We start from the raw sequence: 26,073 nt of genomic DNA on the forward strand, positions 1-26,073 counted from the left end.
ATATCTCCTTTCAATGTGAATTTACTAGCATATTTTAACACTTCAATACCCTTTTATGTTAGATATTAATTTAAAAAAAATAAGATTTTTGATATTGTATTTATATTACGTTAAAGGAGTGCTTAAAATTTGTTTAGATATTATAAATCGGCATTTAAAAATGCTAAACCGCAACTACTCAAAGCTTTATTATTCGCTTTAATTAGTTTTGCAGTTTGTTTTATTGTTTATCGATTTGCATCAGCATTTATAGCTCAATTTTCTACTCAGATGCAAATGTTACAACAATTCGGACAATCCGTTTCATTAACAATGTACATCCCTATTATTATTATTTATCTTATTTTAGCTTTACTATTTATTTTCCTTGGATACCAACTATTAGCAGGTGCTATTAATGTTATCCAAAAGGCTATGAAGCACGAAAAAATTAAATTTAGTGATTTATTCTTTGCCTTTAAAAAAGGCCGTTATGCAACATCTTTATTATTAGCATTAATCTCAGTTGTTGCTATTATGATTATGTTTATCATTGCATACTTACTAAAATTATTGTACAACGTCACTTTTATTCAATTGTACGCGTGGATACAACAATCAGTAAGTAATGTGGATAATTCAATTGCTATTTTAATTATTTCTCAAATTGTAATTATTTTACTAATGGGATTCATTACTTCAATCGTTTATTGGTTCTTCTTAATCTTCATGATTAATTACACAGTTGCATTTGCAGAAGATCCACATCGAAAAGCAATGAGTAATGTTAAAGAAGGATTTAATGGAATTAAGAATGGTAAGAAAACTTGGTTAAAATTCTTTATTGGTATTTTATTACTTAACCTAGTTGTTCTTATTACAGGTCAACCATTAATTACCCTATTTAGTTATTTAACTAGTCATATGTCACAATCAGTTGCTCAAATTCTTGCATACGTTGTGCTTATTTTAATCATTCTAATTAGAATTGTTATTTACTTTATCATTCTTATGGGTATCATTTATTACTTCATCACACGTGGTGATAAAATTGATAAACCTGGTAAGAAAGCTCGCAAAGGTAAGAAGAATGACAAAGATTCATTAGCTACATCTAAAGACGATAACAAAGGTAAAACATCTAACGTAAAAGAAAAAGTTCAAGATAAAGTGAACGACAATGACTCTAAAGGTGATAATCTTAAAGATAAAGCTGAAAATCAATTTAACAATCAAAAAGATAACGCTTCTAGTAAGGGTCAAGATTTAAAAGACAAAGCTTCTGAAAAGGTGTCTGACAATAAAGACGACATTACAGATAGAGCTAAAGACACTTTTGACAAGAAATAATAGTTATTAAATAAACTCGCAAGTAACCTATTATCGTTACTTGCGAGTTTTTAATGCTTATATATTTATTTGTCTAATAATCGTGATTTTAAGTATTTAGCTGCCCCATCTTCTTCATTTGTTTCCTCAGTCACTTCATCTGTGATATCTTTAATTTCTTGTCGTGCATTTTTCATTGCAACTGTATAATGCCCAAAGTCGAACATCGCACGATCATTATCACTATCTCCAATGACTAATGTTTCCTCTTGCTGAATACCAAAGTGTTCAATCATTTCTTTAATCCCCGTACCTTTATCGGTATTATACGCCATTGTTTCTGCATTATAACGAGACGAGTTAGAAACACTTATACTTAGCAAAACTTTATTCTGAATAAGTTCATCTCTGAATGTGGTAATTTTATCAAGATTTGGATTAAACAAATAGATTTTAGAATAATCTAAGTCCGGCAACTCGTCACGCCAATCAATTTTATCTTTCATAGCGTCTAGTCTTGAAGTCCATTCACTATGACTTACATTATTGGGTGGCGTTTCACCAGTAATCATGTCACGCATCCATTGATAATCTTCTTTTAAAACGATACGTTGTGCTCCAAAAGGAAATACTTCATAGTAGATATGTTGTTGTTGAGCTAATTTAACAATTTTTTTAACTTGTTCTAAAGATAAACTGTGTTTAAACAAATTTTGATCCTCGATTTCACCAGTAGTACCATTAGAACTAATAATTCCATCAACTTTAAAACCTTCAGGTACGAGTTTATGTATCTCAGAATATGAACGACCTGTGGCTAGAAATACCTTAAAACCCTTTTCACGTAATTCATCTACCACATCCTTGGTATAGTTAGATGCTTTATTATTTTCATGTAAAATTGTTCCATCCATATCTAGGAATATTGCTTTAACGTTATTCATATTATCCTCCACTCGTTACTTTAATTACTTAAATAAATTGTGTCACTGTTTGATATAAAGTGCAACGACTTTAACTTTAATAAAGCGTTGATATCATATATAGCTTAGAAAACTTTACCTTTTGTAGAATTAACGAAGATGCATTTCAATTTAAAATACATCATTGATATTGTGAGCTACCGCGACGATATTTTTCGGAATATTCTGTTAAAAATGTTTTTAAAAAACCAGCAAGGTTTCCCTTAACTGGTTTTAAAAACTAGTTCAATTATTCAACTGTAACTGATTTAGCTAAGTTACGTGGTTTATCAACGTCTAAGTCTCTGTGCAATGCAGCATAATAAGAAATTAATTGCATAGTAACAACAGAAACTAATGGTGTTAATAACTCATGTACATGAGGGATAACATACGTATCACCATCTTTGTCTAAGCCTTCCATTGAAATGATACAAGGATTAGCACCACGAGCTACAACTTCTTTAATATTACCACGGATAGATAAGTTAACATTCTCTTGAGTTGCTAAACCGATAACTGGCGTACCCTCTTCGATAAGTGCAATTGTACCGTGCTTCAATTCACCACCAGCAAATCCTTCAGCCTGAATATAAGAGATTTCTTTAAGTTTTAATGCACCTTCTAAACTTACATTATAATCAATTGTACGTCCTATAAAGAATGCATTACGAGTTGTTTCTAAGAAATTAGTAGCAATTTCTTCCATTACTGGTGCATCATCAACGATAGTTTCAATAGCAGTTGTTACTTTAGCTAATTCTCTTAATAAGTCGATATCAGCTTCACGACCGTGATTTTTAGCTACGATTTGTGAAAGTATTGATAATACTGCAATTTGAGCTGTATATGCTTTTGTAGATGCTACAGCAATCTCAGGACCTGCATGTAAGAGTAATGTATGATCCGCTTCACGAGATAACGTTGAACCAGCAACATTAGTAATAGTTAATGATTTATGACCTAATTTTTTCGTTTCAACTAGTACGGCACGACTGTCTGCTGTTTCACCTGATTGTGAAATATAGATGAATAATGGTTTTTCAGATAATAAAGGCATATTGTAAACAAATTCTGAAGCAACATGTACTTCTGTTGGTACTCCTGCCCATTTTTCGATGAACTCTTTCCCTACTAAACCGGCATGATAACTTGTACCTGCTGCAATGATGTAAATACGATCTGCATCTGCGACATCTTTGATAATGTCTTGATCAATTTTCAAGTTACCTTCTTCATCTTGATATTCTTGGATAATGCGACGCATAACTGCTGGTTGTTCATGAATTTCTTTCAACATATAATGATCATAAACACCTTTTTCAGCATCTGAAGCATCGATTTCAGCAGTATAAGATTCACGCTCTTGAACATTACCTTCAGTGTCTTTGATTACCACATCATCGCGTTTAACAATTACGATTTCATGGTCATGAATCTCCTTATATTGGTTAGTAGCTTGTAACATTGCTAATGCATCTGAAGCGATAACATTGAAACCTTCACCCACGCCAACAAGCAATGGAGATTTGTTTTTAGCTACATAAATCGTATCTTTATCTTGCTCATCCAATAAACCTAAAGCATATGAACCATGTAATAAAGTCACAACTTTAGTAAAGGCCTCTTCTGTTGAAAGTCCTTCATTTGAAAAATGTTCGATTAACTGAACAATCACTTCTGTATCAGTTTCAGAAAGGAATTTAATATCTGATAGGTACTCAGCTTTCAACTCCTCATAGTTTTCAATCACACCATTATGTACTAATGTGAAACGACCTGTTGCTGATTGATGAGGATGAGAGTTTTCATAGTTTGGTACACCATGAGTTGCCCAACGTGTATGACCAATACCTACTGTTCCATCTTGATCACTGTTATCTGCGACTTTACGTAGTTCAGCAATTCTACCTTTTTCTTTAAATACTTTAGTCCCTTGATCATTAACTACAGCAACACCTGCTGAATCATAACCACGATATTCTAATTTTTCTAAACCTTTTAAAAGTAATTCCTTAGCATTGTCGTATCCAATATAACCAACAATTCCACACATAATCTATTTCCTCCAAAATGAGGGATAGCAAGAGCAATATGATTTGTCATTTTAATTTATATTAATAACCTTCTACCATATCAATGATGTCATACGAGGACATCAAGAAATAAGCGTGTGTAATTGATCATTTTAACACGCTACTCTACGCTTCCCTTAGTAGTATTTTATTTCGGCGATCTTATTAACTTTGTCCACTAAGTTGCCCTAGTGTTTTACTTAATAAGCTAACGAATGAGCCACATCCGGGATAGCATCCGCCGATCTATTCGATCACTATCCTCCTCGTCTACAAAAGCTACATTATTCTCTATAAAAGTTCTCATAATTAACTTTTAATTTTCAACAATAATATAGTCATTTGCACAGGCGCTATAACTATTTATTTACTTTCTTTCCTCCTTTCCATTAATCATTATTGTACACTGACGATGATTTATTTTGCAAATGATTTAACAATACTTCCTAAAATAAGTTAAAAAACTTATTTTTTTAACCTTTGAAAAAACTTATTAATATAAACTAATTCAAAGTTCTACTATATATAATAGTTAGACTTAATCTTGTCACAACTATCATGACAAACTCAATTTTTGTTTATATTGAGAGAAACTAACTACAAGATTTAAACTAAATATAGTCACATACTAATTAAAAAAGAGGTGTAGAGATGTCACAAACTCAAGAGAAAAAAGGAGTCGGTCGTAAAGTCCAAGCGTTTGGATCATTCTTAAGCAGTATGATTATGCCTAACATTGGTGCATTTATCGCATGGGGTTTTATTGCCGCAATCTTCATTGATAATGGTTGGTTCCCTAACAAAGATTTATCTCAATTAGCTGGACCGATGATTACGTACTTAATTCCATTACTCATCGCATTTAGCGGTGGGCGTTTAATTCATGGCTTACGTGGTGGAATTATTGCAGCTACAGCAACTATGGGGGTTATTGTAGCTTTACCTGAAACACCAATGTTACTTGGTGCCATGATTATGGGGCCACTTGTTGGTTGGTTAATGAAAAAAGTAGACCAATTCGTGCAACCTAGAACACCACAAGGTTTTGAAATGTTATTCAATAACTTTTCTGCAGGTATCTTAGGTTTTATTATGACAATTATTGGTTTTGAAATTTTAGCTCCAATCATGAAATTCATCATGCATATCTTGTCTGTTGCTGTTGAATTCTTAGTTCACCTTCATTTACTACCTATAGTAAGTATTATTGTTGAACCAGCTAAAATTTTATTCTTAAATAACGCGATTAACCATGGTGTATTTACACCACTTGGTACCGACCAAGCCGCTCATGCTGGTCAATCTATCTTATTTACTATTGAATCTAACCCTGGACCTGGTCTAGGTATTTTATTGGCCTATATGATTTTCGGAAAAGGAACTGCTAAAGCAACTTCATATGGTGCAGGTATTATCCACTTCCTAGGTGGTATTCATGAAATTTACTTCCCATATGTTTTGATGCGTCCATTACTATTTATTGCAGTTATTTTAGGTGGTATGACGGGCGTTGCAACTTATCAAGCTACTGGCTTCGGTTTCAAAAGTCCAGCGTCCCCAGGTTCATTTATCGTTTACTGCTTAAACGCACCTAGAGGCGAATTCTTACACATGTTACTTGGTGTAGTACTTGCTACATTAGTATCATTTGTCATCGCAGCACTTATTATGAAATTCACTAAAGAACCTAAACAAGATTTAGAATCTGCTACAGCTCAAATGGAAGCGACGAAAGGTAAAAAATCTAAAGTTTCATCTAAACTAACGCATTCTGATAAAGAAGCAACTCGTTCAAATGCACAGAATGCGAGCGCAGCTGGAACAACAGGTGTTACTACGTCTTCTACAGAAAATGAGAAAGAAAATGATGAAGATAATACTGAACAACTTTTAGATAATTACAATACTGAGAATGTTGATGCACACGATTATAGCGGTGTAAATCATGTTATATTCGCATGTGATGCGGGTATGGGTTCAAGTGCTATGGGTGCAAGTATGCTACGTAATAAATTTAAGAAAGCTGGTATTACTGACGTCAATGTGACTAATACAGCTATTAATCAATTACCTCATGATGCACAACTTGTAATCACGCAAAAAACACTAACAGATCGTGCCATTAAACAAGTTCCAAATGCTATTCATATTTCAGTGGATAACTTCTTAAATTCACCAAGATATGAAGAGTTATTAAATAATTTAAAGCACGAAGATTAACTTAATTATTTTCAAAAATGGAGGATACCGCCATGTTACTGAGTACACGTGAAAAAGAGATTATTGAAATATTAATCAAGTATCACGGTCAATATGTCACTATATACGACATCGCTCAACAACTAGCGGTGTCCTCTCGTACTATTCATAGAGAGTTAAAACAAATTGAATCGTACTTAAGTACATTTTCAATACAATTAGAGCGAGCCAATAAAAAGGATATACGATTGTCTGGAGAATCTAACAATATTAGACGATTGAAGGAAGCAGTTACAACTCAACAAACATTAGATTTATCAATTGAAGAACAAAAAGTAATCATTCTTTATGCTCTTATACAAACTAAACACGCAATAAAACAATTTAGTTTAGCACACGAAATTGGTGTTTCAATTCAAGCTCTAGCTAAACTTTTAGATGATTTAGAAGAAGAATTATTATCTTATCAACTGTCACTTTCAAGAAAACGTGGCGAAGGCGTCTACTTAAAGGGCCCTGAGTCTAAAAAAAGAGAATTTCTTAGTCAACTTATGGTAAATAACTTAAATAGTACAAGCGTTTATTCTGTAATTGAAAATCACTTTGTTTACCAATCTTTGAATCATTCTCAACAATCTCTCGTAGATTTAGATAGAATATTTAAAATTGAACGTATATTGATGGACTATTTAGGTCAACTGCCCTATACCCTAACAGAATCTAGTTATTTAACTTTGACGATTCACATTGTGTTAAGTATTACACGTATGCAAAATGGTGAATACGTCTCACTAAATAAAGATATATATGAAACAGTTAAAGATACCTTCGAGCATGAAGTTGCAACAGAAATTGCTAAACGTCTTGAAGAAATATATAACGTTGAGTTTAACCAAGCTGAAATCACTTTTATAACAATTCATTTGCGTGGTGCTAAACGTAAAGGTACAAAGGATTCTAATTCTGAGGAAGATAATAGTAGTAAAAAGATTCGTCAATTTGTTAATACAGTTACACGAATATCAGGACAACATTTTAAAGATAAGGAAAACTTAATCGAGGGGTTAACATTGCATATCAATCCTGCAATTAATCGTTTGAAATCTAACATTGAAACCTACAATCCTTTAACTGAAATGATTAAATTTAAATATCCACGTCTTTTTGAAACGATTCATAAAGCATTGCATATGGTGTGGTCTGATTTAATTTTTCCTGAAAGTGAGATTGCTTTTATAGTGCTTCACTTTGGTGGATCCATTAAAAATCAGGGAAATCGCTTTTTAAATATCCTAGTCGTATGTAGTAGTGGCATTGGAACAAGTCGTTTATTAGCCAATCGTCTTGAGCAAGTCTTTAGTGAAATTGAAAGAATTACTCAAGCTTCTGTAAGCGACTTGAATGTATTAGATTTAAATAACTACGACGGAATTATTTCGACTGTAAATTTAGATATCGAAGCCCCATTTCTAATTGTTAATCCATTATTACCAGAACATGAAGTGTCTTATGTAGCTTCTTTTCTAAGTACGAATTCAAATCAAACTCTTCTAGCTGAAAATGATAACTCAAATACCTTTACAAATCCTGAAGAAACAATTCAAGATATGCGCGTAGGTTTAGAGGTATTAGATTCAGTGAAAATAGAATATAAATTAGTAGATAATTGGAAGCAATATTTAGAAACTTACTTATTAAATGAAGATATAATTGAGGACAGGCAATCATTCGCTGATTTACTGCAATCAAAGTTTGAACAAAATCCTAATTGGGTGTTACATCCTTATCCGGTAGCAATCCCACATTTAAAAGATAACATGTTCAAAAAACCTTCCATACTTATTACTATTTTGGAAGAACCGATACAATTGCAACGTAATCAAAATGATTTAAATTCAGTTCATTATTTGATAAGTATGTTTATCCCAGATAATCAAAAAATGGCTCAATTCGTAAGTGCCCTCTCAGAGGCATTAAGCGAGCATTTGAATGACATCGAAGAATTTATGCAAAATCCATATGAATTTAAAACTATTTTAAGAAACAAATTATTAAATCAAATAAAAAATCAATTACAATAGGAGTGTTTTAAATGAGTGAATTATTTAGTAATGACAATATCTTTTTAAATGTATCAGCATCTGATCAAAATGATGCAATCGAAAAAGCAGGACAAGTTTTAGTTGATAGTGGTGCTGTAACACCAAACTATATCGAAGCTATGAAAGACCGTGAAAACGTAGTATCAACTTTCATGGGTAATGCATTAGCAATTCCTCACGGCACTGAAGAAGCTAAAGGTAATGTGATTCGTTCAGGTTTAAGCTTATTACAAATTCCTGAAGGTGTTGACTGGAATGGCGAAGAAGTAAAGGTCGTCGTTGGCATTGCAGGTAAAGATGGCGATCATTTAGATTTACTCTCTAAAATTGCAATTACTTTTAGTGAAGAAGAAAATGTTGATCGCATCGTAAATGCTACATCTGCAGATGAAATTAAACAAGTATTCGAGGAGGCTGACGCATAATGAAAGCAGTTCATTTTGGTGCCGGCAATATCGGCAGAGGTTTTATCGGATATATATTAGCTGACAATAACATTAAAGTTACCTTTGCAGATGTAAATGAAGATATAATTAATGCACTGGATAGTGAACATCAATACGATGTTATTTTAGCTGATGAAGCTAAAACAACTACTCGAGTGAATAATGTAGATGCTATTAATTCAGCTAAACCCTCAGATCAACTTAAAGAAGCAATACTTGAAGCAGATTTAATCACAACGGCTGTTGGAGTAAATATTTTACCAATTATTGCTAAATCATTTGCTCCATATTTAAAAGAAAAGAAAAATCATGTAAATATTGTTGCTTGTGAAAATGCTATTATGGCCACAGATACTTTGAAAAAAGCCATTCTGGATATTACTGGACCATTAGCTGACAATATCCATTTTGCAAATTCAGCAGTGGATAGAATTGTGCCATTACAAAAAAATGAAAATATATTAGACGTCATGGTAGAACCTTTCTTTGAATGGGTTATCGAAAAAGATGCTTGGTACGGTGAAGAATTAGAACATATTAAATATGTAGATGACTTAACACCATATATAGAAAGAAAATTGCTAACAGTTAATACAGGACATGCATTTCTAGCTTACGCTGGTCATTTTGAAAATAAAGCTACTATTTTAGATTCTATCGAAGATAAACAAATAGAAGCAGGCCTTCGCCAAGCTCTTAGTGAAACGAGTCAATATATCACAGATCAATTTGATTTCTCTAAAAATGAACAAAAGCAATACGTTGAGAAAATTATTAATCGTCTCAATAATCCTAACCTATCTGATGAAGTTACACGGGTTGGTCGAGGAACAATACGTAAAATAGGTCCTAAAGATCGTATTATTAAACCATTAACTTATTTATATAATAAAGGTTTAGAACGTGAAGGTTTAGTTAAAGCAGCTGCTCTTCTTCTTGCATACGATGACAATGCTGATCAAGAAACAGTAGAAAAAAATAATTATATTAAAGAACATGGTGCTAAGGCCTTCTTAAAAACATATGCCAAAGTTGACGATCAATTAGCTGATGAAATTGTTAAAGAATTAGAATTATTACAGAAAAAGTAAATGATATAAAAAACACCTTCGAAAGAAGAAAGATTCTTTCGAAGGTGTTTTAATTTATTAATAAGGAATATGAGAATAACTTATTCGTTACGCATTATCTAATCCCATTTTATCTTGAACAACATCTGCAATCTCTTGAGCAAAACGTTGAGCGTCTTCATTAGTGGCTGCTTCCACCATAACTCTTACTAAAGGTTCTGTACCTGAAGGGCGAACTAAAATTCTACCTTCCCCATTCATTTCAGTTTCAACTTTAGTCATCACTTCTTGTACATGAATATTCTCTTCTACTCGATATTTATCAGTTACTTTAACATTGATAAGAGATTGAGGATATTTTTTCATTTGTGATGCTAATTCACTTAGTGATTTACCACTCATTTTAATTACAGAAGCAAGTTGAACACCTGTAAGTAATCCATCACCCGTTGTATTATAATCCATCATCACAATATGACCAGATTGCTCGCCACCAAGATTATAGTTACCTCTTCTCATTTCTTCGACAACGTAACGATCTCCTACTTTTGTTTTGTTAGATTGAATACCTTCATTTTCTAATGCTTTATAAAAACCGAGATTACTCATGACTGTTGAGACAATCATATCATTGTTTAATTCATGGTTTTTATGCATTTCTTGACCAATTATAAACATGATTTGGTCTCCATCAACAATTTGACCATTTTCATCTACAGCAATAATTCTATCTCCATCGCCATCAAAGGCTAAACCAAAATCACTTTCAGTCTCTAAGACAGTTTCCGCTAATTTCTCAGGATGTGTAGAACCACATTGTTCATTAATGTTATATCCATCCGGATTACATCCAATTGTTTCAGTATCAGCTTCTAAATCACCAAATAAGAACGGTGCTAGTGATGATGTAGAACCATTAGCACCATCTAAAGCAATTTTAAGTCCTTCAAAATTAACATCTACAGTTGATTTTAAATAGCTTAGATATTTTTGAGCACCTTCAAAATAATCTGAATAATGTACAATGTCTTCACCGATAGGACGTGGTAATTCAGGATTATCTTGATCTAACAATTCTTCGATTTCATTTTCTTGATCATCAGATAATTTAAAACCATCTGAACCAAAGAATTTTATGCCGTTATCTGCAACTGGGTTGTGAGAAGCTGAAATCATAACACCTAAAGCAGCTTCCATTTCTTTAGTTAAATAAGCTACACCTGGTGTTGAAATAATACCTAAACGCATGACTTCAGCGCCAATAGAGATAAGACCTGCGATTAAGGCTGATTCAAGCATTTCACCTGAAACACGCGTATCTCTACCCACTAGTACTTTTGGGTGCTTCTCCCCTTTATTATGTGCTAAAACATATCCACCATATCTACCCAATTTAAAAGCTAATTCAGGTGTAAGCTCTTGGTTGGCAATGCCTCGAACACCATCAGTACCAAAATATTTTCCCATTTTTAAACTCTCCTTTATATCTAACAATTATTTAACGTTTATATATGCTTTCGTTTCCTTAGGATTTACTTTTGCAACATTGTCTGGCAAGTCAAATTTTACTGTTTTCTCAGTTGATTCTGATACGCCATCTAAATCAACTTCAGCTGTTACTTCATTGATGCTCTGTAAATCGTCTCTACTACCGTAAATCTCAACTTCTTTATCGTTTAATTTGATATTATCTAATTCTCTATCATTATCTAGTTTACCCGTTGATTTAGTACGAACCTTTACTTTTTTACTATAAGGTTCAACTGCAACTTTTAAATCTACTTCACTAGGATTAATTGAGACATTTAATTTATTTAATTCTTTATCAAATGCATTGACTTCAGCTACATCATTTGTATCTTTAGAAATTTTACTAGCCTTTTTAAATGTAGCTTTTAAATAAGCAATTTTTTTAAGCTGTTGCTCCCCACCTGTCACTTTAACAGTTTCAGGAGAAATGCTTTGTTTACTAACTTTATACTTTGCATCAATATCACTTTGACTTACATCAGGTTGAACATGCATTTTTTTAGTAATCTTTTTCTCTAGATGAACATCTGCGCTTTTAGGTTTTACACTGTAGCTTACATCGTCATCTATACCTTTAACCTGAAATTTCTTGTGATATTCTCCAGCTTTTTTATCGGATAAATCAATTGTTACTTTAAGGTCTTCTGGATTTTCAATTTTAATTAACTTTGATTGGGGGCCTGATAAATTAACATCGACATTATCAGGCGCTTTCGTAACATGTAAATCTTTATTATTGTAAATTACATCTACAGGTACATCCTGAATTGTTTTAGTGGATTTCTGTGATATATCGTCTGTATTAAACACATTTCCAAATACATTATTAACTGATAAAAAGAAAAATATAGCTAGGATTAATGCTACAAATCTTAATCCCCACTTACTTTCTAACATTTTAATTCACACCTTTCTTTTGAAAGTGTGCGCCAAACCAATGTTCAGCAAGTAATTCTTCGAAAACTTCATTAGATATATCTCTTCTAAGTTTACCATCAAAAGTTACAGATATATCTCCAGTTTCTTCTGAAACTACAACTGTAAAAGCATCAGATACCTCTGAAATCCCAACTGCTGCTCTATGTCTTGTTCCTAAACTTTTAGATATTTTAACACTGTCTGATAAAGGTAAATAACTCGCTGCTACAGCTATTTTACTACCTTGAATAATCATCGCACCATCATGTAATGGCGTGTTTGGAATAAAGACGTTTGTCAATAACTCTTGAGAAATATCTGAGTTCATTGGAATACCAGTTTCTATGTAGTCTTGTAATCCTGTTTCTTTTTCAAAAACAATAAGTGCACCTATTCGTCTTTTAGCCATATACTGAACAGCTTTAGAAACAGATTGTATTAATTTCTCTTCATCACGACTATAAGTGTTGGTATAACGTTTTAAAAAGCTACCTCTACCTAATTGTTCTAATGCTCGTCGTATTTCAGGTTGGAAAATAACAATTAGTGCAAGTACTCCCCACTGAATAACGATATCAAATAATTTAGAGGTTGCTGTTAAATTAAGCATCTTACTGACTTGTTGGCCGATAACAATTACGACAATCCCTTTTAGTAATTGAATCGCTTTAGTGCCTTTAAAAACTGTTATGAGAAGATAAAGTACATACCAAACAATCAGTAAATCAAGTACACTAGTAATAATTTTTAATGTACTAAGATTTTGAAAAAAGTTGGAAAAATCCATAACATCTCCTCCGGGTAATATTTTTCCATATTAATTATTATACCAATCATTGTTAATAGTGTCATATGAACAAAGACTAAAAAATAAAAAAAACTTACACAGTATATACCATGTAAGTCGTGCTTTCACAATTTTATTTATAGAAGTGTTTCACCAAAGAAAGTACCTAATAGCGCAACAGCTTGTTCAGCAGTATGATTCGAATTGTCAATAAGAGGATTAACCTCAACTAGATCCATTGAAGTAACTAATTTTGATTCATTTAACAATTCGAGGGCAAAGTGACTTTCCCTATAGCTCAAACCACCCATTACTCTTGTACCCGTTCCAGGAGTTTCAGCGGGATCTAAAGCATCAACGTCTAGTGAGAAATGAAGGCCATCAATATTTCTAGATTTTAGATACTCAAGAGATCTTTCAATCACCTCTTGTATTCCGAACCGGTCGATATCCGCCATAGTAAAAGTTTTAATATTCTTATCCTTTATGTATTTTCTTTCACCTTCATCTAAATCCCTCATACCAATTAATACGATATTTTCAGGTTTAACTTTAGGCGTAAAATCATTTATATTGACAAGTTCATCTGGTCCATCACCTGCTAATATTCTTAAAGGCATACCGTGAATATTACCAGAAGGAGATTCTTCAGGTACATTTAAGTCACCATGAGCATCGTACCAAATGACACCTAGATTTTCGTAATGTTGACTAATACCTGAAATCGAACCAACAGCTATTGAATGATCACCACCAAGTGTAAGTGGAAAGTTTCCTTTCTCTACTATTTCTGATGTAGCTTTGCTAAGATTTTCAGAAACAGTTACTATTTCATCATAGTTCCTTAACCCTTCTTGATCAGAGTTAAGTTTCTCTACATCTAATGTTGGTACTTCTATATTACCTTTATCTATAACATCAAGTCCCATTTTTTTAAGACGTGACAATAATCCTGCATAACGAATTGCATCTGGTCCTAAGTTTACACCAAGTTTCTTTTGACCGAATGTGGAAGGTGCACCAATAATTTCAATACGTTGATTCATGACAATACCCCTTTCATTTACATAGATTCAGAATAATGTATACGCTTGCATTTTTCAAGAAGTATTGTAATTAAATTTATTTAAATCAAATAAAAAACACCTTCAATAATGAAGGTGTTTAAAAGTGAGCCATAGAGGATTCGAACCTCTGACCCTCTGATTAAAAGTCAGATGCTCTACCAACTGAGCTAATGGCTCTAATGGCTGGGCTAGCTGGATTCGAACCAGCGCGTGACGGAGTCAAAGTCCGTTGCCTTACCGCTTGGCTATAGCCCAATGAGATGGTGGAGGGGGGCAGATTCGAACTGCCGAACCCGAAGGAGCGGATTTACAGTCCGCCGCGTTTAGCCACTTCGCTACCCCTCCGGAATATTCACTTAAGAATGGTGGAGAATGACGGGTTCGAACCGCCGACCCTCTGCTTGTAAGGCAGATGCTCTCCCAACTGAGCTAATTCTCCAAAATGGTGACTCCTACGGGACTCGAACCCGTGTTACCGCCGTGAAAGGGCGGTGTCTTAACCGCTTGACCAAGGAGCCCTGGCTCCGCAGGTAGGATTCGAACCTACGACCGATCGGTTAACAGCCGATAGCTCTACCACTGAGCTACTGCGGATTAATGATATTGCCTGGCAACGTCCTACTCTAGCGGGACGTAAGCCCGACTACCATCGGCGCTAAGGAGCTTAACTTCTGTGTTCGGCATGGGAACAGGTGTGACCTCCTTGCCATTGTCACCAGACAAATGAATGTGTTATACATTCAAAACTAGATAGTAAGTAATGATTTTGCGTCGCAAAACATTTTAATATTGATTAAGTCTTCGATCGATTAGTATTCGTCAGCTCCACGTGTCGCCACGCTTCCACCTCGAACCTATTAACCTCGTCATCTTCGAGGGATCTTATAACCGAAGTTGGGAAATCTCATCTTGAGGGGGGCTTCATGCTTAGATGCTTTCAGCACTTATCCCGTCCATACATAGCTACCCAGCTATGCCGTTGGCACGACAACTGGTACACCAGAGGTATGTCCATCCCGGTCCTCTCGTACTAAGGACAGCTCCTCTCAAATTTCCTACGCCCACGACGGATAGGGACCGAACTGTCTCACGACGTTCTGAACCCAGCTCGCGTACCGCTTTAATGGGCGAACAGCCCAACCCTTGGGACCGACTACAGCCCCAGGATGCGATGAGCCGACATCGAGGTGCCAAACCTCCCCGTCGATGTGAACTCTTGGGGGAGATAAGCCTGTTATCCCCGGGGTAGCTTTTATCCGTTGAGCGATGGCCCTTCCATGCGGAACCACCGGATCACTAAGTCCGTCTTTCGACCCTGCTCGACTTGTAGGTCTCGCAGTCAAGCTCCCTTATGCCTTTACACTCTATGAATGATTTCCAACCATTCTGAGGGAACCTTTGAGCGCCTCCGTTACCTTTTAGGAGGCGACCGCCCCAGTCAAACTGCCCGCCTGACACTGTCTCCCACCACGATAAGTGGTGCGGGTTAGAAAGCCAACACAGCTAGGGTAGTATCCCACCAACGCCTCCACGTAAGCTAGCGCTCACGTTTCAAAGGCTCCTACCTATCCTGTACAAGCTGTGCCGAATTTCAATATCAGGCTACAGTAAAGCTCCACGGGGTCTTTCCGTCCTGTCGCGGGTAACCTGCATCTTCACAGGTACTATGATTTCACCGAGTCTCTCGTTGAGACAGTGCCCAAATCGTTACGCCTTTCGTGCGGGTCGGAACTTACCCGACAAGGAATTTCGCTACCTTAGGACCGTTATAGTTACGGCCGCCGTTTACTGGGGCTTCGATTCGTAGCTTCGCAGAAGCTAACCACTCCTCTTAACCTTCCAGCACCGGGCAGGCGTCAGCCCCTATACATCACCTTACGGTTTAGCAGAGACCTGTGTTTTTGATAAACAGTCGCTTGGGCCTATTCACTGCGGCTCTTCTGGGCTTGCACCCTAAAGAGCACCCCTTCTCCCGAAGTTACGGGGTCATTTTGCCGAGTTCCTTAACGAGAGTTCGCTCGCTCACCTTAGAATTCTCATCTTGACTACCTGTGTCGGTTTGCGGTACGGGCACCTGTTATCTATCTAGAGGCTTTTCTCGGCAGTGTGAAATCAACGACTCGAGGAAACAATTTCCTCTCCCCATCACAGCTCAGCCTAACGAGTGCCGGATTTGCCTAACACTCAGCCTTACTGCTTGGACGTGCACTCCAACAGCACGCTTCGCCTATCCTACTGCGTCCCCCCATCGATTAAAACGATATTAGGTGGTACAGGAATATCAACCTGTTATCCATCGCCTACGCCTGTCGGCCTCAGCTTAGGACCCGACTAACCCAGAGCGGACGAGCCTTCCTCTGGAAACCTTAGTCAATCGGTGGACGGGATTCTCACCCGTCTTTCGCTACTCACACCGGCATTCTCACTTCTAAGCGCTCCACATGTCCTTGCGATCATGCTTCAACGCCCTTAGAACGCTCTCCTACCATTGTCCAAAGGACAATCCACAGCTTCGGTAATATGTTTAGCCCCGGTACATTTTCGGCGCAGTGTCACTCGACTAGTGAGCTATTACGCACTCTTTAAATGATGGCTGCTTCTAAGCCAACATCCTAGTTGTCTGGGCAACGCCACATCCTTTTCCACTTAACATATATTTTGGGACCTTAGCTGGTGGTCTGGGCTGTTTCCCTTTCGAACACGGACCTTATCACCCATGTTCTGACTCCCAAGTTAAATTAATTGGCATTCGGAGTTTGTCTGAATTCGGTAACCCGAGAGGGGCCCCTCGTCCAAACAGTGCTCTACCTCCAATAATCATCACTTGAGGCTAGCCCTAAAGCTATTTCGGAGAGAACCAGCTATCTCCAAGTTCGATTGGAATTTCTCCGCTACCCTCAGTTCATCCGCTCACTTTTCAACGTAAGTCGGTTCGGTCCTCCATTCAGTGTTACCTGAACTTCAACCTGACCAAGGGTAGATCACCTGGTTTCGGGTCTACGACCAAATACTCAACGCCCTATTCAGACTCGCTTTCGCTACGGCTCCACATTCGCTGCTTAACCTTGCATCAGATCGTAACTCGCCGGTTCATTCTACAAAAGGCACGCCATCACCCATAAACGGGCTCTGACTACTTGTAAGCACACGGTTTCAAGTTCTCTTTCACTCCCCTTCCGGGGTACTTTTCACCTTTCCCTCACGGTACTGGTTCACTATCGGTCACTAGAGAGTATTTAGCCTTAGGAGATGGTCCTCCTAGATTCCGACGGAATTTCACGTGCTCCGTCGTACTCAGGATCCACTCAAGAGAGAATATGTTTTCGACTACAGGATTATTACCTTCTTTGATTCATCTTTCCAGATGATTCGTCTAACATGTTCTTTTGTAACTCCGTATAGAGTGTCCTACAACCCCAACAAGCAAGCTTGTTGGTTTGGGCTCTTCCCGTTTCGCTCGCCGCTACTCAGGGAATCGATTTTTCTTTCTCTTCCTCCGGGTACTAAGATGTTTCAGTTCTCCGGGTCTGCCTTCTGACATGCTATGAATTCACATGTCGATAACATGACATAACTCATGTTGGGTTCCCCCATTCGGAAATCTCTGGATCAACGCTTACTTACAGCTACCCAAAGCATATCGTCGTTAGTAACGTCCTTCTTCGGCTTCTAGTGCCAAGGCATCCACCGTGCGCCCTTAATAACTTAATCTGTGTTTCCACCATACTTTTAGTCAATCGCTTTCATATCGCTTCGTTTCATTAATTTAAATGCTCATTTACATAAGTAAACTGCGCTTAAAATTAAATCAACTCATTATCTGAAAAACGATTTCTTTAAAAGTCAAAGTCGAAAACCTGTTATTAATCTTGTGAGTGTTCTTTCGAACACTAGCGATTATTTTTATGAATTCAAGCTTATTTAAAACTCTATTCACTCGGTTTTGCTTGGTAAAATCTATTTACTTACTTATCTAGTTTTCAATGTACAAATTTGAATGTTAATAAACATTCAAAACTGAATACAATATGTCACGTTATCCCTTTCATCTTCGAAGAAGATGTTCCGAATATATCCTTAGAAAGGAGGTGATCCAGCCGCACCTTCCGATACGGCTACCTTGTTACGACTTCACCCCAATCATTTGTCCCACCTTCGACGGCTAGCTCCAAATGGTTACTCCACCGGCTTCGGGTGTTACAAACTCTCGTGGTGTGACGGGCGGTGTGTACAAGACCCGGGAACGTATTCACCGTAGCATGCTGATCTACGATTACTAGCGATTCCAGCTTCATGTAGTCGAGTTGCAGACTACAATCCGAACTGAGAACAACTTTATGGGATTTGCTTGACCTCGCGGTTTCGCTGCCCTTTGTATTGTCCATTGTAGCACGTGTGTAGCCCAAATCATAAGGGGCATGATGATTTGACGTCATCCCCACCTTCCTCCGGTTTGTCACCGGCAGTCAACTTAGAGTGCCCAACTTAATGATGGCAACTAAGCTTAAGGGTTGCGCTCGTTGCGGGACTTAACCCAACATCTCACGACACGAGCTGACGACAACCATGCACCACCTGTCACTTTGTCCCCCGAAGGGGAAACTTCTATCTCTAGAAGGGTCAAAGGATGTCAAGATTTGGTAAGGTTCTTCGCGTTGCTTCGAATTAAACCACATGCTCCACCGCTTGTGCGGGTCCCCGTCAATTCCTTTGAGTTTCAACCTTGCGGTCGTACTCCCCAGGCGGAGTGCTTAATGCGTTAGCTGCAGCACTAAGGGGCGGAAACCCCCTAACACTTAGCACTCATCGTTTACGGCGTGGACTACCAGGGTATCTAATCCTGTTTGATCCCCACGCTTTCGCACATCAGCGTCAGTTACAGACCAGAAAGTCGCCTTCGCCACTGGTGTTCCTCCATATCTCTGCGCATTTCACCGCTACACATGGAATTCCACTTTCCTCTTCTGCACTCAAGTTTTCCAGTTTCCAATGACCCTCCACGGTTGAGCCGTGGGCTTTCACATCAGACTTAAAAAACCGCCTACGCGCGCTTTACGCCCAATAATTCCGGATAACGCTTGCCACCTACGTATTACCGCGGCTGCTGGCACGTAGTTAGCCGTGGCTTTCTGATTAGGTACCGTCAAGACGTGCACAGTTACTTACACGTTTGTTCTTCCCTAATAACAGAGTTTTACGATCCGAAGACCTTCATCACTCACGCGGCGTTGCTCCGTCAGGCTTTCGCCCATTGCGGAAGATTCCCTACTGCTGCCTCCCGTAGGAGTCTGGACCGTGTCTCAGTTCCAGTGTGGCCGATCACCCTCTCAGGTCGGCTACGCATCGTTGCCTTGGTAAGCCGTTACCTTACCAACTAGCTAATGCGGCGCGGATCCATCTATAAGTGACAGCAAGACCGTCTTTCACTGTTGAACCATGCGGTTCAACATGTTATCCGGTATTAGCTCCGGTTTCCCGAAGTTATCCCAGTCTTATAGGTAGGTTATCCACGTGTTACTCACCCGTCCGCCGCTAACGTCAGAGGAGCAAGCTCCTCGTCTGTTCGCTCGACTTGCATGTATTAGGCACGCCGCCAGCGTTCATCCTGAGCCAGGATCAAACTCTCCATAAAAAATTATGATGTTTGATTAGCTCATAAATACTAAATAGTTTGTAACGTTTCGTTACGTTTATTGGAATTAACGTTGACATATCGTCATTCAGTTTTCAATGTTCATCTCAATAAAATCAATCTTTTTAATCATATCTTTTCTAAGAAGAAATGTCAATGATTTCTTAAGATTACTTTATTTATTTTAAAGTGTTTTTATAATGTTTGCAAGGGTAATTTTTACACTTGCTTAACAATTAAATTAAATACTTTACAATCGCTTTTCAGCGACTTTTATATAATATCAATTTCACGTTTTTAAGTCAACATTTAAATTGAATTATTTTTTAATTTTGTGAACAGCTAATTCGTAGCTCACAAAGAAATATTCTAGCATGATTTCTAAATTTTGCAATAGAAAAATCACACAAAAACAAAATTTGTTTCTGTGTGATCAGTATACCTTTGGTTAAATTACATTAAGATACTATTTTTGAGTACTGGCTATAACTTTTCTGGCGATTGATGTATAAATTTCTCCTAAACGATCTTCAGGCTGATAAATAGATGGTGAAAAATCTTTAGGGTTCCACGTAGGTTGTTCAAGAGGCAACTCTCCAAATAGCTGTGTTTCTAATTCATCAGCAAGTTTAGTACCTCCACCTTTACCAAATACATATTCCTTATTACCAGTTTCTTTACTTTCGAAATAACTCATATTTTCGATTACACCTAAAATAGAGTGTTCTGTATGCTTAGCCATAGCTCCAGCTCTAGCTGCTACAAACGCTGCTGTAGGGTGCGGAGTAGTAACTATGATCTCTTTACTAGAAGGTAGCATTGAATGTACATCTAAGGCTACATCTCCAGTGCCAGGTGGTAAATCAAGTAAAAGATAATCTAAATCTCCCCATTGAACCTCTGTAAAGAAATTAGTAAGCATTTTTCCTAACATTGGACCTCTCCAAATAACAGGTGCGTTTTCCTCTACAAAGAAAGCCATTGAAATAACTTTAACGCCATGACGTTCAACCGGAATAATTTCTTTGCCGTCTACTCCCGGTCTTTCATCAATCCCCATCATATCTGGAACGCTGAAACCATAAATATCAGCATCTACGAGTCCAACTTTTTTACCTTCTCTTGCCAAAGCTACAGCTAGATTAACAGCTACAGTTGATTTACCTACGCCACCTTTACCGGAAGCAATTGCAATAAATTCAACTGGATTATTTTGAGAAAGTAAACCTTCAATTGTTTTAGGCTTTTCTGTTCCTTTACCACGATACTTTTCCACTGTCTCCGGTGGTAATTCTTCAAAACGAATACCTACTGTATTAGCACCGTTTTCTTTTAGAGCTTTTACAATTGCCATTTGTAAATCTAATTGTGGTTGTCCCCCTAATTGAGCCATTGCAACTTTAACACTAACGTGCTCAATATCTTCTTTGATGGTAACGTTAACTATACCATCAGTTTCTTTCAAAGGTACATCAATAATTGGGTCTTTTAATGCACCTACTATTTCTTCAACTTGATTTACCGTTAACAAAGTAAATCCCCCTTAAACATAATAATTTATCTACATAATAACAAAAGTTATTCGATTACGTAGTTTATCTTTTTTATTATAAGTCTTTTTTTATTATAAAAAAAGAAGTTAGCCCATAATAATAGGCTAACTTCATATATAATTTAGACTTCTCTCATATTTTGAGATTTTCTATTAGGTTCTTTAATAAATAACGCAAATAAGAATGCAACAACAACAAAACCTGTAACTAGAGCGAATGAAACATCAACTCCGGCAGCAACACTTTGTCTTTGTAATAATTCTTTACTAGCATTTGCAGACGAGGATGGCCCAATCCATTTCGAACCAATACTCATAAACGTTACCATTAATGCAGTTCCTAATGAACCAGCCATCACACGACCAAAGTTCATAATAGCAGTACCGTGTGAAATATCTTTATTGTCTAATGCATTAATACCAGTTGTATTAATAGGCATCATAAGTAGAGAAACAGCAAACATTCTAATCGCATAAATGACAATAAGATAAATATAAGATGTGTCTGCTTTTAAGAAACAAAGCAATAATGTGCAAATCGTTAATAAGCTAAAACCAGCATATATTAATGGTCTCGGACCATATTTATCATAGAAACGTCCAGTAAATACTGACATTATTCCATTTATAATCGCACCAGGCATAATCACTAAACCTGATAACAACGCAGATAAACCTAAAGCGTTTTGTACATATAGAGGAATAAGTAGTGCAGGTCCAACCATAGATAACATAATAATCATTGATGTAATTGTACTGAAACAAAAGATTCTACCTTTAAATACATTGAGGTTAAGTAATGGGTTGGAAATCGTTAGTTGTCTTCTAACAAATATTGAGATAATAATAATACTTATGATTAACGATCCTATAACTATTGGATTAGAAAAACCTAAATTTCCAGCACTACTAAATGCATACAGCATAATACCAAAACCTATAGTCGAGTATACAACAGAGCGTTTATCTAATTTTGAATCCTTCGTTTCGTTATAACTAGAAATTGAAATTAAACCAAAGATAAAAGCAATTAAGGCGATACCGACTATAATAATAAATGGCACTCTCCAACTTGCATTATCAATGATTAAGCCTGTGAATGTAGGTCCAATAGCTGGAGCGAACTGTATGACTAAACCAGCTAGTCCCATAGCAAAGCCACGATGTTCTTTGGAGAATAAAGTGAAAAGTGTAAATTGCATTAAAGGCATCAACACACCGGCGCCTATTGCTTGAATAACTCTTGCTGTCATCAACACACCAAAATTAGGCGCAACCGCAGCTACAATTGACCCTAATAAAAATGTACCCATGGCTCCTAAATATAAAGGTCTAGTTTTAACTCTATCCATTAGGAAAGCTGTAAGTGGTATCATGACACCATTTACAAGCATAAATCCAGTAATAAGCCATTGAGAAGTGCTTTCATCAATTTTTAATTCTCGCATAATGTGAGGTAAAGCAGTGTTGAGTAAAGTTTGATTTAAAATTGCTACAAACGCACTCACTAACATCACTGCTACAATTAAATTTCGCTTCGTTTTGGGTAAATCGATACTAGACATGAACGTTTACTCCTTTATTATTTTTATAACAATGTTATATTCAATCAAATTATAATTAGCAAAGCAAAATAAATGCTTAATTACTATTTCTTGTTATTCAAGTTTTCACTTTCAGGATAAAATATCTCCTTACAAATAAATAGAAATCCTATGATTAACATAATTACCCAAAATTGAATATTAATATATACATAGTGAATATGTACTATAAAATAAAACATCACTGTCGTTACTATATAAGAAATAAGATGAAATGTAATACCCTGAAAATAAGGATTGTTAGGCAATTTCTTCTTAAAGTAGTCCATTAAATGCTCAACAGCAAAAAGAGTAAAATATCCCAATACTATATAACTACCATAGTAAAACAAATTGTCATAAAATCCTTTATTGTAGCCAAAATAACCTAAATGAAAAAATATTAAAATCCTACTTAACCCATATAATCCAAAACTAAGAAATGTTAAGAATATCGCCCCGGATAATACAAAGATAGCGAGAACAATAAGTGTTACAGCTAAATTATAAAATTTATTTTTAAAGAATTTCATCACTCATTGTCCTCCCCTCTTTTTTAATACATATTTATAGTATCACGTATTCATCACCTTATAAAATTTAAAAACGCCTACTCTTATAGTAGACGTTTTTTGTATTTGAAAACCTTTTTAATTATTAAAATTTGAAGTTTTATTAGATTTATAAAATAAAATCCACATCATTGACAAGCAAATTGAAATGACGGCAATCAAACCTAACACATTGTGTAGATGAGTGCCGAATAAACCTGATTTTAAAGCATACATATACCCCATAATTGTAGAACCTACAGATGAACCTAAGTTTTTAGTTAATGCATAAAATGACATCATCTTCTTCATATTTCTAGGAGAGCTTTCCTCTTGTACAATCACGCTATCTTTAGTGTATACATATCCAAAACTAAGTCCAGCAAAGATAACTGAAAATGCTATCAATAATGGCACTTTCATGCCAAATAAAATAATAACACTGCAAATTAAGAGAACTGTAAACGCACTAATATATAATGCTTTTCTAGTAAAGTTTGCTTCAATCTTCGCTAAATTAAAGTTTAATATAATCCATGCAACTGATAGTGGTAAAATAACAAACCCACTTTGAAGAGGTGATAAACCTAATTGTTCTTGTAAATACACTGGTATATACAGGTTATATCCTATTAATGACATAGCTATAAATAAATCAGTAATGAAAGCAAGCATTATTGATCTATTAAACTCATTAGTCGGAAGAAATGGAGTATTTTGTTTTTGTTCTATTTTAAACAAGCCAATGAATACAAATAAAGCCAAGATGATTGCAATAATATTGAGATATAAATGTTGTTGATTTAATAATCCAAACATAAGCAACGCTATAAATATATAAAAGATTGATAATCCTTTCACATCAAAGTGTGTTTGATTAACATGTTCTTCCTCTTGAAAATGAAATGTCATTAGTACTAATACAATAGCAAGAATTGCTATAGGTATATTAATAAAGAACAGCCAGTGCCATGTCGCAAATTCTAAAATCGCGCCACCGAGTATGGGTCCAATGATACTGGAAATTCCCCAAACACTACCTACAATTCCCATAATTTTATATCTTAAAGGAATTTCAAACGCTAGTTTAGGGACTATCTGAGATAAAGACATCATGACCCCTGCCCCAAAACCTTGAATCATTCTTGATATAATTAAAAAAGTAAATGTTTCACTTAAACCTGACATCAAACTACCAATTGCAAATAAAGAAACACCTGCAACGGCAATATATAATATCTTAAAACGAGATAACAGCTCACCTACAATAGGGTTAGCTATGACCAAAGCAATAAAATAAACAGTAAAAACTAAAGATACTAAATTACCTGCATGTAAATTTATCTTAATCGTTGGTAAGGCTAGAGATATAATAGATGTCTCAATTGCAGCCATAAACATGATTAGTATCAATGCGGTTACTGTTAATATCGACCTAAACTTCATTTATATTTACTCCTTTTGTTCTATCTATTTCGAACCCTTAAAATATTAATACGATTATGTTTAGTTCGCAATCATGCAATAGTATTAATTTTCTAGGTTAAAATAAAACGGCAGAGCCATTTAAACTCTACCGTAAACTTACTTTACATAAAATATAATATCCCTATCATGTGTAAAACCGATGCAATCACAATAAAAATATGCCATATCATATGAAAATAAGGTCTATTCTTTTGCGCGTAAAACCAGGCTCCTATTGTATAAGAAAGGCCACCCAGGAATATAAATAAAATAAATAACCAAGAGGTGCGCATGATAATCACTGGTATAAATATCACACCAACCCATCCCATCACTAGGTAAACAATAAGACTGAGCTTATGATTAACTTTCGTAGCAATGGATTTATATAATATTCCCCATAATGTAGTCCCCCATAAAAATAGGGTCACTACCCATCCTATCCATCCACCTACTATGGTAAGTAATACTGGCGTATAAGTACCTGAAATGGCCACGTAAATCATGCTATGATCGATAATACGTAAAATATACTTATGAGCTGTATAATTCTGCATAGAATGATAAATAGTTGAAGAAATAAACATCATAAAAATACTAATAATATAAATAGACACACTTACCGATTCCAATGTGCCACCATGATTGTAGCTATGAACAGCTGCATAAGGTAATACAAACAATGTTAATAATGCAGCCGCACCATGTGAGGCTGCATTACCTATTTCCTCGCCAAAAGATAAGGGAATGATGTCCTTAAATGATTCAACTACCGATGCTTTTTTATGCTTAGATGTATGAGACATCTATTCCACCACCTTTTA

General features: G+C 35.9%; 16 protein-coding genes, 6 tRNA genes and 3 rRNA genes. 5 read left to right on the forward strand and 20 right to left on the reverse strand.

Going from position 1 to position 26,073, the window contains the following annotated elements; all coding sequences use genetic code 11:
* Window positions 1-129 precede the first annotated feature (129 nt).
* Window positions 130-1,329, forward strand: coding sequence for a hypothetical protein (locus MHI13_RS18380; RefSeq protein WP_064210669.1), 1,200 nt, complete (start codon window positions 130-132; stop codon window positions 1,327-1,329).
* 65 nt (window positions 1,330-1,394) lie between these two features.
* Here the strand turns inward: MHI13_RS18380 and MHI13_RS18385 are convergent, their stop codons facing one another.
* Both MHI13_RS18385 and glmS read right to left on the reverse strand, forming a co-directional pair.
* Window positions 1,395-2,252: a Cof-type HAD-IIB family hydrolase gene (locus MHI13_RS18385; RefSeq protein ID WP_064210670.1), complete on the reverse strand. Its 858-nt coding sequence runs from the start codon at window positions 2,250-2,252 to the stop codon at window positions 1,395-1,397.
* Window positions 2,253-2,520: 268 nt separating this feature from the next.
* The gene (gene glmS, locus MHI13_RS18390) at window positions 2,521-4,326 is read right to left on the reverse strand and encodes a glutamine--fructose-6-phosphate transaminase (isomerizing) (RefSeq protein WP_049390627.1); all 1,806 of its coding nucleotides are present in this window, start codon (window positions 4,324-4,326) and stop codon (window positions 2,521-2,523) included.
* 670 nt (window positions 4,327-4,996) lie between these two features.
* Between glmS and MHI13_RS18395 the strand changes: the two genes are divergently transcribed.
* Genes MHI13_RS18395 through MHI13_RS18410 form a run of 4 tightly spaced genes read left to right on the forward strand, consistent with a single transcriptional unit; the run spans window position 4,997 to window position 10,183 of the window.
* Window positions 4,997-6,565 carry a PTS mannitol transporter subunit IICB gene (locus MHI13_RS18395; RefSeq protein ID WP_064210671.1) on the forward strand — a complete coding sequence of 523 codons (1,569 nt, stop codon included), beginning with the start codon at window positions 4,997-4,999 and terminating at the stop codon, window positions 6,563-6,565.
* 32 nt (window positions 6,566-6,597) lie between these two features.
* Window positions 6,598-8,625 carry a BglG family transcription antiterminator gene (locus MHI13_RS18400; RefSeq protein ID WP_064210672.1) on the forward strand — a complete coding sequence of 676 codons (2,028 nt, stop codon included), beginning with the start codon at window positions 6,598-6,600 and terminating at the stop codon, window positions 8,623-8,625.
* 11 nt (window positions 8,626-8,636) lie between these two features.
* Window positions 8,637-9,071, forward strand: coding sequence for a PTS sugar transporter subunit IIA (locus MHI13_RS18405; RefSeq protein ID WP_002435784.1), 435 nt, complete (start codon window positions 8,637-8,639; stop codon window positions 9,069-9,071).
* The gene (locus MHI13_RS18410) at window positions 9,071-10,183 is read left to right on the forward strand and encodes a mannitol-1-phosphate 5-dehydrogenase (protein WP_064210673.1); all 1,113 of its coding nucleotides are present in this window, start codon (window positions 9,071-9,073) and stop codon (window positions 10,181-10,183) included. Before MHI13_RS18405 ends, MHI13_RS18410 begins: the two co-directional genes overlap by 1 nt.
* Window positions 10,184-10,270: 87 nt before the next feature.
* On the opposite strand, the gene glmM is transcribed toward MHI13_RS18410, so the two are convergent.
* From glmM to trhA, 18 genes are all read right to left on the reverse strand, one after another.
* Window positions 10,271-11,629: a phosphoglucosamine mutase gene (gene glmM / locus MHI13_RS18415; RefSeq protein ID WP_002435830.1), complete on the reverse strand. Its 1,359-nt coding sequence runs from the start codon at window positions 11,627-11,629 to the stop codon at window positions 10,271-10,273.
* Window positions 11,630-11,656: 27 nt separating this feature from the next.
* Window positions 11,657-12,589: a CdaR family protein gene (locus tag MHI13_RS18420; protein WP_002453751.1), complete on the reverse strand. Its 933-nt coding sequence runs from the start codon at window positions 12,587-12,589 to the stop codon at window positions 11,657-11,659.
* A 1-nt stretch (window position 12,590) separates the two neighbouring features.
* Window positions 12,591-13,397 (reverse strand): diadenylate cyclase CdaA, encoded by an 807-nt coding sequence (gene cdaA / locus MHI13_RS18425; protein WP_002435856.1) that lies wholly within the window; start codon window positions 13,395-13,397, stop codon window positions 12,591-12,593.
* Window positions 13,398-13,534: 137 nt separating this feature from the next.
* Window positions 13,535-14,443, reverse strand: a complete 909-nt coding sequence (gene rocF / locus MHI13_RS18430; protein ID WP_064210674.1) for an arginase — start codon at window positions 14,441-14,443, stop codon at window positions 13,535-13,537.
* Window positions 14,444-14,568: 125 nt separating this feature from the next.
* Window positions 14,569-14,641 (reverse strand) — tRNA-Lys (locus MHI13_RS18435).
* Between the two features lie 3 nt (window positions 14,642-14,644).
* Window positions 14,645-14,719, reverse strand: a tRNA-Gln gene (locus MHI13_RS18440).
* A gap of 6 nt (window positions 14,720-14,725) precedes the next feature.
* A tRNA-Tyr gene (locus MHI13_RS18445) sits at window positions 14,726-14,809 on the reverse strand.
* Window positions 14,810-14,827: 18 nt separating this feature from the next.
* Window positions 14,828-14,903: transfer RNA gene (locus MHI13_RS18450), tRNA-Val, on the reverse strand.
* 4 nt (window positions 14,904-14,907) lie between these two features.
* Window positions 14,908-14,982 (reverse strand) — tRNA-Glu (locus MHI13_RS18455).
* 1 nt (window position 14,983) lies between these two features.
* A tRNA-Asn gene (locus MHI13_RS18460) sits at window positions 14,984-15,058 on the reverse strand.
* Window positions 15,059-15,069: 11 nt separating this feature from the next.
* A 5S ribosomal RNA gene (gene rrf, locus MHI13_RS18465) occupies window positions 15,070-15,184 on the reverse strand.
* A 69-nt stretch (window positions 15,185-15,253) separates the two neighbouring features.
* Window positions 15,254-18,175, reverse strand: a 23S ribosomal RNA gene (locus MHI13_RS18470).
* 370 nt (window positions 18,176-18,545) lie between these two features.
* Window positions 18,546-20,096: ribosomal RNA gene (locus MHI13_RS18475) — 16S ribosomal RNA — on the reverse strand.
* The 16S, 23S and 5S rRNA genes sit together here with 6 tRNA genes alongside, the layout of an rRNA operon.
* A 466-nt stretch (window positions 20,097-20,562) precedes the next feature.
* Entirely contained in the window at window positions 20,563-21,627 is a 1,065-nt protein-coding gene (locus tag MHI13_RS18480; protein ID WP_002432308.1) for an Mrp/NBP35 family ATP-binding protein, read from the reverse strand.
* 143 nt (window positions 21,628-21,770) lie between these two features.
* Complete coding sequence (locus MHI13_RS18485; RefSeq protein ID WP_064210228.1) at window positions 21,771-23,213, reverse strand: MDR family MFS transporter; 1,443 nt, start codon at window positions 23,211-23,213, stop codon at window positions 21,771-21,773.
* A gap of 83 nt (window positions 23,214-23,296) precedes the next feature.
* Window positions 23,297-23,764 carry a SepA family multidrug efflux transporter gene (locus MHI13_RS18490; RefSeq protein WP_064210233.1) on the reverse strand — a complete coding sequence of 156 codons (468 nt, stop codon included), beginning with the start codon at window positions 23,762-23,764 and terminating at the stop codon, window positions 23,297-23,299.
* A gap of 117 nt (window positions 23,765-23,881) precedes the next feature.
* Window positions 23,882-25,228 carry a multidrug efflux MFS transporter SdrM gene (gene sdrM, locus MHI13_RS18495; protein WP_064210227.1) on the reverse strand — a complete coding sequence of 449 codons (1,347 nt, stop codon included), beginning with the start codon at window positions 25,226-25,228 and terminating at the stop codon, window positions 23,882-23,884.
* A 143-nt stretch (window positions 25,229-25,371) separates the two neighbouring features.
* On the reverse strand, window positions 25,372-26,055 hold the full coding sequence (gene trhA, locus MHI13_RS18500; RefSeq protein ID WP_002432569.1) for a PAQR family membrane homeostasis protein TrhA: 684 nt from the start codon (window positions 26,053-26,055) through the stop codon (window positions 25,372-25,374).
* Window positions 26,056-26,073 lie beyond the last annotated feature (18 nt).

The organism is Staphylococcus sp. FSL K6-0223, from assembly GCF_038008285.1.